Genomic DNA, 13,700 nt, shown 5'->3' on the forward strand with positions numbered 1-13,700 from the left:
TTTGTGCCAGAATGGCTGCGTGAGCAGCAGCACGCCCGGCTCCGCGTGGGTCGTCGGGCTCGACGTCGGGGGCTCGGGGAGCCGCCTCGTCGCGCGGCGTCTCGACGACGTCCGACCGCCCGGCGCACCGTCGAGCGCGCGGGACGTCGCCCTCGCCGGCCGACCGGTCGCGATCGGACCCGCCGGGAGCGACGCGGCGGACGTCGTCCGCGACCTCCTCGCGCGGCTCCGCACCGAGGTTCCCTCGCTGGCGCACGACGGCGTCGCCGCGGCTGCCGTCGGGGCGACGGGCCTCGCGTCGCTCGTCCGCGACCCCGCCGAGCTGCACGCCGCCCTCCGCGCCGGCCTCCTCGCCCCCACCCCGACCCCCGTCGAGCACGACATGAAGGTCGTTCTGGGCGGAAAGACGACCTTCACGTCGGGTTCGACGGCGGGCGCTGTCGTGCTCGGCGACGGCACGTCGGACGGGGGCGGGCCGCGGACGGCGGTCGCGGCCGACGCGCTCACCGCGCACCTGGGAGCGCTGGGCGGACGGCCCGGGGCCGTCGTCGCGGTCGGGACCGGGGCGATCGCGCTCGGCACGGACCTGCGCGACGTGTGGCACCGCGTCGACGGCTGGGGCCACCTGCTCGGGGACCTGGGCTCGGGGTCGTGGATCGGGGCGCAGGGGCTGCGGGCCGCGGTCGCCGCGCACGACGGTCGCGACAACGGCGGTTCGGCGGCGCTGCTGGCCGCCGCGACGGAGCGGTTCGGCCCCGTGCCGACCTGGCCCGAGCAGCTCTACACGCGTCCCGACCGGGCCCAGGTGCTCGCGTCGTTCACGCCCGATGTCGCGGCGGCGGCCCGCGACGGCGACGCCGTCGCCCGGCAGGTCCTGGCCGGTGCGGGCACGCACCTCGCGACGACGCTCGCCGCGGCGCTGGTCGACGGCGTCCCGCCCCTGGCCGCCGCGACCGGCGGCGTGCTGGGGATCGGCCCGCTGCTCACCGACGCCTTCCGCGCACGCCTCGCGGTCCTGCGCCCCGACGTCGAGCTCGTCGACGCGGCCGGCACCCCGCTCGACGGCGCGCTGCACCTGGCCGCGCGCCTCGCGACAGACCCGGGCTCCGTCGTCGGGCACGAGCCGTGGCTCACGCTCGGCGGCCCAGCCACGGCCGTGCCTCACGACCCGACCGACGCCCGGCACCGGACCGGTCCGCAGAGCCCGACCCACCCGCAGCACCCGACCATCACCGAGGAGGACTGAATGGCCGCCGACGGTCTCGTCCGCATCCGCCAGTCCCTGCCGAACCTGCGCCCCGCCGAGGCGCGCATCGCCGAGGTCGTGCTCGCCGACCCGGCTGCCGTCGTCAGCAAGACGATCACCGAGCTCGCGGCGCTCGTCGGGACGTCGCAGGCGACGGTCGTGAGGTTCTGCCGCGCGGTCGGGTACGCGGGGTACCCGGAGTTCCGGATCGACCTCGCGCAGGCGACGAGCCGCCGCGCGGTCGAGCAGGAGCGCGCCAACGTCGCGCACGGCGAGATCGACCCCGACGACACGCTGCAGGACGTCGTCACGAAGATCGCGTTCCACGAGGCGCGGACCATCGAGGAGACGGCGCGCATGCTCGACCTCGACGCGCTCGAGCAGGTCGCGGACGCCGTCGCGCAGGCGCCGCGCATCGACCTGTTCGGCGTGGGGTCGAGCGGGCTCACCGCGCAGGACCTCGCCCAGAAGCTCCAGCGCATCGGGCTGCTGTGCTTCGCGTCGCCCGACCCGCACGTGCAGCTCCAGTCCGCCGCGCTCCTCGGGCCGGGGGCGGTCGCTGTCGGCGTGTCGCACAGCGGCCTGACGGTCGAGACGAACGACGCGCTGCGCATCGCGCACGACCGCGGCGCGACGACCGTGGCCGTGACGAACTTCCCCGAGTCGCCGCTCGTCGCGCACGCCGACGTCGTGCTCACGACGACGGCGCGCGAGACCCAGTTCCGGTCGGGCGCGCTGTCGAGCCGCATCGCGCAGCTCGCGGTCGTGGACTTCCTCTTCGTGCGCGTCGCCCAGCGCCGCTACGACCGCACCACCGAGAGCCTGCGCGCGACGTACGAGGCGGTGCAGCCCCACCGCCTCGGCTACGACCGCAAGGCGCGCCCATGAGCGCGCGCCGGCCCGTCGAGACCGGAGGATCCGCCCCTGAGACGCGCGAGTCCGGGGCGGATATCCACTTCTCGGCGGTCGGTGACCCCGGGTTCGAGGTGCGTGCCGACCTGCTGACGCGGGTCGCGTCGGCGCACGACGCGTCGCACTACCTGCTGCGGCCCGAGGTCGTCGTGCGCGCGCACGACCGGGACGGCGTCGTCGCCGCGATGCGCGAGGCGACGCGGCGGGGCCTGCCCGTGACGTTCCGCTCGGGCGGGACGAGCCTGTCCGGGCAGGCGTCGGGCGCCGGCGTGCTCGTCGACACGCGCACGCGCTTCACGCGCGTCGAGGTGCTCGACGGCGGGGCGCGCGTCCGGTGCGAGCCCGGCGCCACGCTGCGGCTCGTCAACGCGCACCTGCTGCGGCACGGCCGACGGCTCGGCCCGGACCCGGCGAGCGAGATCGCCTGCACGATCGGCGGCGTCGTCGCGAACAACTCGTCGGGCATGACGTCGGGCACGACCCGCACGGCGTACCGGACCGTCGAGGCGATGACGGTCGTGCTGCCGAGCGGGACGGTCGTCCGTACGGGCGCGCCCGACGCCGACGCGCGCCTGCTCGCGACCGAGCCGGAGCTGCACCGGGGCCTCGTGGAGCTCCGTGACCGCGTACGGGGCAGCGCGACGATGCGCGCCGAGATCGAGCGGCAGTTCGCGACGAAGAACACCATGGGCTACTCGGTCAACGCGTTCCTCGACCACGACGAGCCCGTGAAGATCCTCGAGCACCTGATGATCGGCAGCGAGGGCACGCTCGGCTGGGTCGCCGACGTGACGTTCCGGACCGTCCCGCTGCTCACGCACGCTGCGACGACGCTCCTCGTGCTCGACTCGCTGGAGCACGCGACGGACGCGCTCGTGCCGCTCGTCGCGTCGGGCGCCGAGGCGATCGAGCTGCTCGACGCGGCGTCGCTCCGGGTCGCCGCCGCGGACCCCGCGGCGGACGCGTCCATGCGTACCCTCGCGCGCGGGGACGGCATCCGGAACCAGACCGCGCTGCTCGTCGAGTACCGCGCGGCGACCGAGGACGGGCTCGCGCCGTTCCAGGGCGCGGCGCGCGACGTCGTCGGCTCGCTGACCGGGTCCCTCGCCGTGCCCGCCACGGTCACCACCGACCCCGCGACGCGCGAGCGCCTGTGGCGCGTGCGCAAGGGCCTGTACACCGCCGTCGCGGGAGCGCGCCCCGCGGGCAGCACCGCACTGCTGGAGGACGTCGCGGTCCCCGTCGCCGACCTCACCGCGACGGTCCGCGACCTCGGCGGCCTGTTCGCACGCCACGGCTACGGCGACGCCGTGACGTTCGGGCACGCCAAGGACGGCAACCTGCACTTCATGATCACGCCGCGGCTCGGCGACCGCGCCGAGCTCGACCGGTACGCCGCGTTCAGCGACGATCTCGTCGACCTCGTGCTCGGGCACGGCGGCACCCTCAAGGCCGAGCACGGCACGGGCCGCATCATGGCGCCGTTCGTGCGGCGGCAGTACGGCGACGACCTCTACGACGTCATGCGCGAGGTCAAGCGACTGTTCGACCCGCGCGGGCTCCTCAGCCCGGGCGTCCTGATCACCGACGACGACCACGAGCACCTGCGGAACCTCAAGGTCGAGTCCTCGGCGGGCGGGGACGACGCCCCGCTCGTCGACCGGTGCGTCGAGTGCGGGTACTGCGAGCCGGGGTGCCCGTCACGCACCGTCACCACGACCCCGCGACAGCGCATCGCGCTGCTCAAGGAGATGGCTGCCGCACCGCCCGCCGAACGGCGCGAGCTCGAGCGGCAGTACCGCTACCAGGGCGTCGAGACGTGCGCCGCGGACTCGCTGTGCGTCGAGGCGTGCCCCGTCGGCATCGACACGGGCGTCGTCATGAAGGGCCACCGCGCGCGGTCGCAGCCGGGGGTCGTGCAGCGCGGGGGAGCGGCGGTCGCCGAGCGCTGGGGACCCGTGGTCACCGGGCTGCGGGGCGCGCTCCGGGTGGCTCAGGCGCTCCCGACGCCGCTCGTGCACGTCGCGTCGCAGGTCGCGCGCGGGGTGGTCGGGACCGACGTCGTGCCGCGCGTCGACGCGGACCTCCCCGGCCCGGGGGCGCGCCGCGAACGGCGGGGCGCGCCCGGGGCGGGCGGTGCGGACGGGCCGGTCCGCGCGGTGCTGTTCGCGTCGTGCATGGGCGAGCTCTTCGCACCCGCGGCCGGTGGTCTGCCCGCGGGGACGAGCGGCGGTGCGGAGGGCGACGGGAACGTGAGCACGCGCGCCGGGGCGAACCGGCCCGTCGGCGCCGAGGCGGCGTTCCGCGCGCTGTGCGAGCGTGCGGGCGTCGGGCTCGTCGTGCCCGAGGGCATCGGGGGCCTGTGCTGCGGCACACCGTGGACGTCCAAGGGTCTGCCCGACGGCGCGGCGGCCATGGCGCGGAAGGTCGTCGACGCGCTGTGGGCCGCGACGCGCGAGGGCGAGCTCCCCGTCGTGTGCGACGCGTCGAGCTGCACGCACGGGCTCGTCGAGACCGCCCGCCACCTGGGCGGCACGGGAGAGCGCGCGCCGGACGAGCGAGGTTCTGGTGAGCCCGGTGCGCCCGGCTCGCCGGGAGAGCCGGACCTCGACGCCGTGGCTCGGGAGCGCTTCGCCCGGCTGCGGATCGTCGACGCGGTGACGTTCGTCCGCACCGACGTGCTCCCCGGCCTCGCCGCGCGGGGGGTCGATGTCGAGAAGGTGGGCGACGTCGTCCTGCACCCCACGTGCGCGACCGTGCACCTGGGAGCCGTGGACGACCTGCGCGCGGTCGCGGAGGCCGCCGCGGACCGTGCGACCGTCCCCGCCGCGTGGGGCTGCTGCGGCTTCGCCGGCGACCGCGGGATGCTGCACCCCGAGCTCACCGCCGGTGCGACGCGCGCCGAGGCGGCCGAGGTCGCGACCAGGGCCGCCGGGCTCCCGCACGACGCGTTCGACGCCTACGTGTCGAACAACCGCACGTGCGAGATGGGGATGTCGCGTGCGACCGGCCGCGACTACGTCCACGTCCTCGAGCTCCTCGAGGCCGCGACCCGCCCGACACCGACGCCGGCAACCGCGAGGTAGGTGAGGAGAGCGACCGGGCGAGGCACGTCCGGAGGGACGACTCCTCACGCCCTCGGTGCGGGAGCCGTCGACCTCGCGGGGTGGACGGCGCCCGCGACCGCAAGGCTCAGCACCGTGGCGGCGCAGATGACGAGGAGCGCGTGCCGCGCCCCCACGCCGTCCACGAGGAGGCCGAGCAGCGGCGGCGCGGTGAGCATCGCGACGGTCGAGAACGACGTCGCGACGGCGACGCGCGGCGCGGCGTGAGCCGGGTCGTCGGAGGCCGCGGCGATGGCGACGGGGTTGGCGAGCGCTGCGCCGCAGCCCCACAGCACGATGCCGACCCAGGCGAGCGGCAGGCTCGGCGAGAGTCCGAAGACGAGCAGGCCGACGAGCGCGGAGACGCCCGACGCGCGCAGGACGGCGACGCGCCCGAACCGGTCGATGAGACCGGTCCCGGCGAACCGGAACACCGTCATCGCGCCGACGAACGTGCCGTACGCGACCGCACCCAGCGCCTCGCGCACCTCGAACCCGTCGACGACCGCCATGGAGAGCCAGTTGCCCGCCGAGCCCTCGGACAGTGACGACGCGAGCAGCACGAGCCCGATGAGCAGCGTGCGCGGCTCGCGCCACGCGGCGAGCGCGGCGCGGACCCCGGCCCCGCGGCGGGGCGAGGCCGCGGGTGCGGCGCCGTCGACCAGGTCCGTGGTGCCTGCCGGCGCAGGCGCGCCGGAGGCGACCTGGTCGGGCGCGAGCGCGGTCGCGGGGGCGATGAGCACGGCGCGCGCCACGGTGACGGCGAGCGTCACGACGAGGATCTGGGCGGTGATGCCGACGTGCGCCCACGAGAACGCGGCCGCGACGATCGCGCCGCACGCGGCGCCGATGGAGAACGCGGCGTGGAAGTGGGGGAGGATCGCCCGCCCCACGTGCTGCTCGACGGACGCCGCGCAGATGTTGATCGGCACGTTGGTCAGGGCGCCGCACACGCCGTTGAGGAACGCCCCGACCGCGAAGAGGACGACGCCGCCCGTCCCGGTGCCGAGCGCGACGAGCCCGAACCCGACGACGTTCCCCACGGTCGCGACGACGAGCGTCGTGCGGCTGCCGAACCGTGCCACGACCGCACCCGCGGACACCACGGACACGAGCGACCCCAGGCCGCCGACGACGAGCAGCAGGCCGAGCTGGCTCGCGCTGATCCCCAGCGCCTCGCGGACCGAGGGCAGGCGGCTCATCCACGACGCGCCGACGACCCCGAACAGCCCGAACTGCACCATGAGCGCCCAGCGGGCGCGCGCGACGACCGCGCGGTCCGTCAGGGCGCGGTCGGAGAGAACTGGTGGGGTTGTTGACACTTGCCCCAGTCTACGGAGAGCGCGACCCGCCGAGCCCGGGAATATCGCCGGGATCGAGCGCCGGGCTCGGCGGTGCCCCCGGGTTCGGCGGCTGGCCCGCGCCCGTCATCTGCGCACGGCTCAGAGGCGGACGGTCCCCGCCACGCACGTGACGCTCGCGCCGCCGACCCAGACCGTCCCCGAGCCGTCGCGCTCGACGTGGACGCGGCCGGCCCGGCCGAGCGCCGCGCCCTGGGCCGCGACGTAGCGCTCCGGGAGTCGGCCGTCGCGCACGAGCCACTGCCCGACGACGGCGTTGAGGCTCCCGGTGACCGGGTCCTCCGGGATGCCCATGGCGAGCGCGAACCCGCGGACCTCGACCGCCGCGCCGTCAGGACCGCCGTCGTCGCCGTACAGCCCGGCGACCCCGACGGAGAGGTCCGGGTGCTCGACGCGAAGCCGCGACCAGTCGGGCGCGAGCCCGGCGACGCGGTCGGCGGAGTCGAGCAGCACGACGCGCCAGCCCGGCCCGTTGTCGAGGACGCGGTGGTCGAGCACGGCGTCGTCCGGGACGCCGAGGGCGGCGACGATCGCGGCGAGGTCGTCGGCCGGCACCGGCTCGTCGGTGAGCAGGCCCGGCGCGGCGAACGCGAGCCTGCCCGGGTCGTCCCCGTCGGACTCCTCGTCCGGCACGACGGCGCCCCCCGCCTCGCGCCGGATCGTCACCAGGCCGACACCGCACTCCTGCACGACGGCGTCGCCCGCCCGGGGTGCGCCGCCCGCCTCGAGCCACGCGTGGCAGGAGCCGAGCGTCGGGTGCCCGGCGAAGGGGAGCTCGCCGCCAGGGGTGAAAATCCGCAGGCGGTAGTCGGCGCCGCCGGCGGCGCCGTCCACGGTCGGCGGCAGGAGGAATGTCGTCTCCGAGAGGTTCGTCCAGCGGGCGAAGGCGGCCATCTGCTCGTCCGTGAGGCCCTCGCCGTCGAGCACGACCGCGACGGGGTTGCCGAGGGTCGGGGCCTCGGTGAACACGTCGACCTGCGCGAACGGCCGGGACGCGGTGCTGTCGGCGATGTCGCCGTGGCGTGCGCTCATGCCTCCGAGCGTACGTCCGGGCAGGCCAGAGCACTTTTGTCGATGGCAAGTCGGAAGTTGTAGACACATCGATAGAACGAGGGCTAGCCTGTCCAGCGTTGTCATCGACGGAGCCAGGCAGGGGTTACGCTCCGTGGACTCGAAGTCCGACCGAGTATGAGGGAGCAACGATGCTCGAACGCACCAGCCTGCCGGTGTCCCGCCGGATCAGGTACCGACGCGGCGCGGCCGCCCTGACCCTTGGCGCCGTGGTCGTCGCGGGCTGGGCCGTCCCCGCCGCGGCCGACCTCCCCGAGCAGGAGCCCGGCGTCACGCTGCGGACCTTCCAGCTCGCGCAGAACCCCGGGGCGGTCTGCACCCTGAAGTCCGGCCAGACCCCCAACGTCGACAAGCTCATGCCGACCATCGACTGGTCGACGGCCGAGCAGTTCGGCGCGGAGGACAACTTCATCTCGCAGGTGAGCGCGAACCTGCACGTCCCCGCGGACGGCCAGTACCAGTTCCGCGTGACCAACGACGACGGCGCGCTCGTCTACATCGACGGCCAGCTCGTGGTCGAGAACGACGGCCCGAACGACTCGACCTCCGTCGAGGGCAGCGCGACGCTCACCGCGGGCGTGCACGACCTGCGGGTCGACTACTACGAGGGCAGCGACAAGCAGCGCCTCACGCTCGCGTGGAAGACGCCGGGCAGCTCGACGTTCGAGGTGATCCCGACGTCGGCGCTCAGCACCGAGGCGGGCGTCGTGCGCGTGACCGCGCCCGGCTACAAGTACTGCGAGGGCGCGACCGACACGGCCGGCGACGGCCTGCGTCTCGACAGCGTCAACCCCAACTACGACCTCGTCGACCTGCGCCCCGAGGGCTTCGAGCCCAAGGTCTCGGGCCTGGCCTTCACGCCGGACGAGAAGCTCGCCGTCGTGACGACCGGCGAGGTCAGCTCCGGCGGGTGGCGCCCCGACCCGGTGTCCGGCGAGGTGTACTTCCTCGACGGCGTCCTGGACGCGGACGGCCCCGAGGACGTCACGGCGACGAAGGTCGCGGACGAGCTGCTCAACCCGATGGGCATCGAGGTCGTCGAGGACTCGATCTTCGTCTCGGAGCGGTACCAGCTCACGCAGCTCACCGACCCTGACGGCGACGGCTTCTACGACACGCACACGAAGATCGCGGAGTGGCCCGACGGCGGCAACTTCCACGAGTTCGCGTTCGGCCTGATCCACGACGAGGACTACTTCTACGTCAACCTCTCCGTGGCCATCAACAACGGCGGCGCGACGACCAACCCGCAGCCGGCGGCCAACCGCGGCACGTCGATCAAGATCGACCGCGAGACGGGTGAGGTCACGTACGTCGCGGGCGGTCTCCGCACGCCGAACGGCATCGGCTTCGGCCCCGAGGACGAGATCTTCGCGACGGACAACCAGGGTGCCTGGCTCCCGTCGAACAAGCTCATCCACATCCAGCAGGACAAGTTCTACAACCACTACACGAACCCGGCCGGGCCGTTCGACGCGAACCCCGTCACCCCGCCGGCCGTGTGGCTCCCGCAGAACGAGATCGCCAACTCCCCGGGCAACCCGATCCTCGTCGAGGACGGCGAGTTCGCCGGCCAGATGCTGCTCGGCGACGTGACCTACGGCGGCATCCAGCGCGCGTTCCTCGAGAAGGTCGACGGCGAGTTCCAGGGTGCGGTCTTCCGCCACACCGCGGGCCTCGAGGTCGGCGTGAACCGTGTCATCTACGGTCCCGACGGCGCGCTCTACGCCGGCGGCACCGGTGAGGGCGGCAACTGGGGCGAGTCCGGCAAGCTCCGGTACGGCCTCCAGAAGCTCGTCCCCGTGAACGAGGACTCCTTCGACATGAAGGAGATGCGCGTGGTCGAGGGCGGCTTCGAGATCGAGTACACCGACCCGGTGTCCGACGAGGTCGTCGAGAAGCTGGCCGACGCGTACCAGGTCAAGCAGTGGCGCTACGTGCCGACGCAGCAGTACGGCGGCCCGAAGGTCGACGAGGAGCCCCTCTTCGTCACCGACGCCACCGTGTCCGAGGACCGCACGACCGTCACGCTGACGATCGACGGCCTCAAGCCCGACCACGTCGTCTACATCCGCTCGCCGCGCCCGTTCGCGTCCGCCGAGGGCACCGAGCTCCTCAGCACCGAGGCCTGGTACACGCTCAACTCGCTGCCCGGCTACGTCGCCCCGGCCGACCGCGGCTGGTACGAGGCGGAGCTGGCCCAGCCGCTCGGCAGCTCGAGCATCGGCTCGGACCACAGCAACTACTCCGGTTCGGGCTTCGCCGCGGGCATGACGAACGTCGGTGCCGGCCGCACGTTCTCCGTGACCGTCCCCGAGGCGGGCACCTACCCGGTCAACGTGCGCTACGCCAACGGCATCCACCCGTACACGTCGCTGCGGTCGAAGAACGTCTCGCTCCACGTGAACGGCCAGGACCTGGGCCAGTGGAACTTCCCCACCACGGGAAGCTGGAAGGACTGGGGCGTGCAGACGCGCGACCTCCAGCTCCAGGCCGGCACGAACACCATCACGCTCGCGTACGAGGCCGGTGACGAGGGCAACATCAACATCGACGTCCTGTCGATCGGCGAGAACCCGGACATCTGCTCCCCGGGCGAGGTCGAGGAGGGCTACACCGCGATCTACGACGGCACCCTCGCGAGCCTCCAGGAGGGCTGGCGCATGGCCGGTCCGGGTGGCTTCGGCCGCCAGGAGGACTGCTCGATCCGCGGTGCGGGTGGCATGGGCCTGCTCTGGTACGACCAGGAGCTCGGCGAGAACTACAGCCTGAAGCTCGACTGGAAGCTCACGAAGGACGACAACGGCGGCGTGTTCGTCGGGTTCCCGAACCCGGGCGACGACCCGTGGGTGGCCGTCAACAAGGGCTACGAGATCCAGATCGACGCGACGGACGCCGACGACCGCACCACCGGCGCGGTCTACACGTTCCAGGGCGCCGACGAGGCAGCGCGCGACGCCGCCCTCAAGCCGGTCGGGCAGTGGAACGCGTACGACATCCGTGTCGAGGGAGACCGCATCCGCATCTACCTCAACGACGTGCTCGTCAACGACTTCACGAGCACCGACCCGGCCCGGCTGGTGAACAGCTTCGTCGGCATCCAGAACCACGGCAGCGGCGAGATGGTCAACTACCGGAACATCCGGTTCAAGGAGCTGACCGACGAGCCGGTCGAGGAGCTCGCGATCTCGACGACGGTCCAGACCCGCTGCCTGGCGGGCAAGGTCTACGTCGCGGTCCGTGCCACGAACGACGACACGGTGCCGGCGGACATCACGCTGACGACGCCGTTCGGGACGAAGACGGTGACCGGCGTCCAGCCGGGTGCCTCCGCGTACCAGTCGTTCGCGTCGCGCTCGACCTCGGTCGAGGCGGGCACCGCCCAGGTGTCCGCGACGGGCGGCGACCTGACGTTCCAGGCGGACGTCGCCTACGAGGCCGCGTCCTGCGGCTGAGCTGAGACCCCGGGGCGGGCGGCGTGAGCCGTCCGCCCCGGGACGGGACGGGCGGGGGCGGCAGCACGAGCCGTCCCCGCCCGTCCCGTCTCACCCCTTCTCCACCTCGGTCTCCCGAGGCGCACCCCTCGCACGGGCGGAGCGTGGTCCGACGGCGCTCCCACCCTCGCGTAGGGTGCTCACCTCACCCCACGGCCTCGTGGCCTCGCCAGCACCACCCCGCCTTCCGCACGACGTCCCTCGACGAGGAGGACCGCCCATGGCGCTCGGACGCCTCCTGCACCGGACCGGACGGTTCGCCGCGCGTCGCCGTGCCGTCGTCCTCGGCGTCTGGGCCGTCCTCCTCGTCCTCGGCGCGGTGCTGGGCGGCGCCGTCTTCGACAAGACCACCGACGTCGAGCCCGCACCGCCAGGCAGCGCCTCCGCCCTCGCGGCCGAGCGCCTCGACGAGCTCAAGCCCGAGGGCGAGACCGTCGTCGCCGTCCTGTCCGGGCGCGACTACTTCTCCACGGAGCTGATCGCCCAGGCGAGCGAGGTCATGCACGGCATCCGCGCGATGCCGGGCGTCGTCGAGGTGTTCGACGCCTACACGGGCGGCGGCCTCATCGCCGACGACGGCCAGGGCTCGCTCGTGATCGTCGAGCTCGACCCCGTGCTGTCCGACGACGAGGCGCTGGCCCTCGCGCACCAGGTCGCCGACGCCCTCCACACCGTCGACACCCCCGAGGTCCTCGTCGGCGGCGCGCTCCTCGCCGAGGAAGCGTTCGTCGACCAGGCGATCACCGACGCCGCCGTGGGCGAGGGCGTGGCGATCGCCGTCCTGCTGGTCGTGCTCGTCGTCGTCCTCGGTGGCCTGCGCGCGGGGCTGGTCCCGCTGCTGTCCGCGCTCGCCGCCATCGCGGTCGCGCTGCTCGTGCTCAGCGGCCTGCTCGGGATCGTGCCCGTCAACGAGTTCGCCGTGAACGTCGTGACGCTGCTCGGCCTCGGGCTCACGGTCGACTACTCCCTGCTCGTGCTCGCGCGCTTCCGCGAGGAACGCGCCGAGAACCCCGGTCTCCCGCTCGACGAGCTCGTCGGTCGCACGCTCGCGACCGCCGGGCGCGCCGTGCTGGCGTCCGGCCTCGCCGTCGCGATCGCGCTCACCGGGCTGCTCCTGCTCGGCGACTCGCTGCTCTCCGGCATGGCCGTCGGCGGTGCCGTCGTCGTGCTCGTCGCGACCGCCGCCGGGCTCACGCTCGTGCCCGCGCTCGTCGCCACGTGGCACCGCGCCATCCCCGCGCCGGGCGCGCGGACATGGTCCCACCCGTGGACCGGGCGCGGCGGCGCCGGCACGCTCGGCCGCCTCGCACGCACCGCGCAGCGCCACGCCGTGCTCGTCACGCTCGGCGCGACGGCCCTCCTCCTCGCCCTCGCCGCCCCGCTCGGCTCGATGACGCTCGGCAGCTCGGAGGTCCACTCCCTGCCCGCCGACGCCGAGGCACGGCTCGCCGCCGACGCGTCCACCTCGCGCTTCGCCGACCTCGGCGTCACCCCGATCACCGTGCTCGTCGAGGCGCCGCGCGGCGACGAGGCCGCCTCCGCCTACCTCGACCGCGTCGCCGCCCTGCCCGGCGTCGACGACGCGATGCAGGACACCGACTACCCGCCCGAGGTCCTCGTCGTCGACGTCACGCCCGACGTCGGCGAGGGCGGCGACGCGACCGCCGCCGAGGCCCAGGACCTGCTGCGCGCGATCCGCGCGATCGACACCGGCGACCTCGACGTGCACGTCGCCGGCCCGGCCGCGGAGGTCGTCGACACCCAGGAGCACCTCGCGCAGCGCCTCCCGCTCGCCGCGGGCGTCGTCGTGCTCGCGACGTTCGCGCTCCTCTTCCTGCTCACCGGCTCCCTCGTCGTGCCGCTGAAGGCGCTCGTGCTCAACCTGCTCACGCTCGCCGCGACGCTCGGCGTGCTCGTCTCCGTGTTCCAGCACGGCGTCGGCGCCTCGCTGCTCGGGTTCGAGCCGTGGGGCGCGCTCGACGTCACGACGCCCCTGCTCATCGGCATGCTCGTGTTCGGCCTGTCCACCGACTACGAGGTGTTCCTCCTCGCGCGCACGGCCGAGGAGTGGCGCGCCCGCACGCCCGGGGAGGACCTGCGCGCCGCCAACGACCGGGCCGTGCTCCGCGGCATCACCGCGACCGGCCCGGTCGTCACGACGGCGGCCGTCGCCATCGGCATCGTGTTCCTCGGCTTCGCGGCGGGCGAGCTCGTCGCGATGAAGGAGGTCGGCGTCGGCATGGCCGTCGCCGTGCTGCTCGACGTGACCGTCGTGCGCGGGCTCCTGCTCCCCGCGACGATGACGCTCCTCGGGCGGTGGAACTGGTGGCCGTGGTGGCGGGACGGTTCCGAGGGTTCAGTCCGGGCGAAGGCTCCGCGGGGGCGCGACGGGTCTTCCATCCGCCGCTCGTCCCTCGCGGCTCCCGCCAGACCCGCCACGACCCGTCACACCCCCGCTCCGCCCTCGCCCTCGTCTTCCGCCTCACCTTCCGCTCCGCCGAGGTAGAACCGC

Annotated in this window: 7 protein-coding genes; 5 read left to right on the plus strand and 2 right to left on the minus strand. The window is 74.2% G+C overall.

Annotated features, from left to right (window positions below; translation table 11 throughout):
* The first annotated feature begins 19 nt into the window (after positions 1-19).
* The 3 genes from CCE02nite_RS00550 to CCE02nite_RS00560 are packed head-to-tail and all read left to right on the plus strand — an operon-like array spanning position 20 to position 5,244.
* Entirely contained in the window at positions 20-1,246 is a 1,227-nt protein-coding gene (locus tag CCE02nite_RS00550; protein WP_141387172.1) for an N-acetylglucosamine kinase, read from the plus strand.
* Complete coding sequence (locus tag CCE02nite_RS00555; RefSeq protein ID WP_141387175.1) at positions 1,247-2,134, plus strand: MurR/RpiR family transcriptional regulator; 888 nt, start codon at positions 1,247-1,249, stop codon at positions 2,132-2,134.
* The gene (locus tag CCE02nite_RS00560) at positions 2,131-5,244 is read left to right on the plus strand and encodes an FAD-binding and (Fe-S)-binding domain-containing protein (protein ID WP_141387177.1); all 3,114 of its coding nucleotides are present in this window, start codon (positions 2,131-2,133) and stop codon (positions 5,242-5,244) included. The genes CCE02nite_RS00555 and CCE02nite_RS00560 overlap by 4 nt, the downstream gene beginning before the upstream one ends.
* Before the next feature lie 44 nt (positions 5,245-5,288).
* Here the strand turns inward: CCE02nite_RS00560 and CCE02nite_RS00565 are convergent, their stop codons facing one another.
* A complete protein-coding gene (locus CCE02nite_RS00565; RefSeq protein WP_255318550.1) occupies positions 5,289-6,584 on the minus strand; it encodes an MFS transporter in 1,296 nt (431 codons plus the stop codon).
* A gap of 120 nt (positions 6,585-6,704) precedes the next feature.
* Positions 6,705-7,655, minus strand: coding sequence for a PhzF family phenazine biosynthesis protein (locus tag CCE02nite_RS00570; protein ID WP_141387179.1), 951 nt, complete (start codon positions 7,653-7,655; stop codon positions 6,705-6,707).
* A 170-nt stretch (positions 7,656-7,825) separates the two neighbouring features.
* Here CCE02nite_RS00570 and CCE02nite_RS00575 point away from each other — a divergent pair, with 170 nt between their 5' ends.
* Positions 7,826-11,149, plus strand: a complete 3,324-nt coding sequence (locus CCE02nite_RS00575; RefSeq protein ID WP_141387181.1) for a 3-keto-alpha-glucoside-1,2-lyase-like domain-containing protein — start codon at positions 7,826-7,828, stop codon at positions 11,147-11,149.
* 259 nt (positions 11,150-11,408) lie between these two features.
* Complete coding sequence (locus CCE02nite_RS00580) at positions 11,409-13,694, plus strand: MMPL family transporter (protein WP_141387183.1); 2,286 nt, start codon at positions 11,409-11,411, stop codon at positions 13,692-13,694.
* Positions 13,695-13,700 lie beyond the last annotated feature (6 nt).

The organism is Cellulosimicrobium cellulans, from assembly GCF_006539945.1.
Classification (GTDB): Bacteria; Actinomycetota; Actinomycetes; order Actinomycetales; family Cellulomonadaceae; genus Cellulosimicrobium; species Cellulosimicrobium cellulans.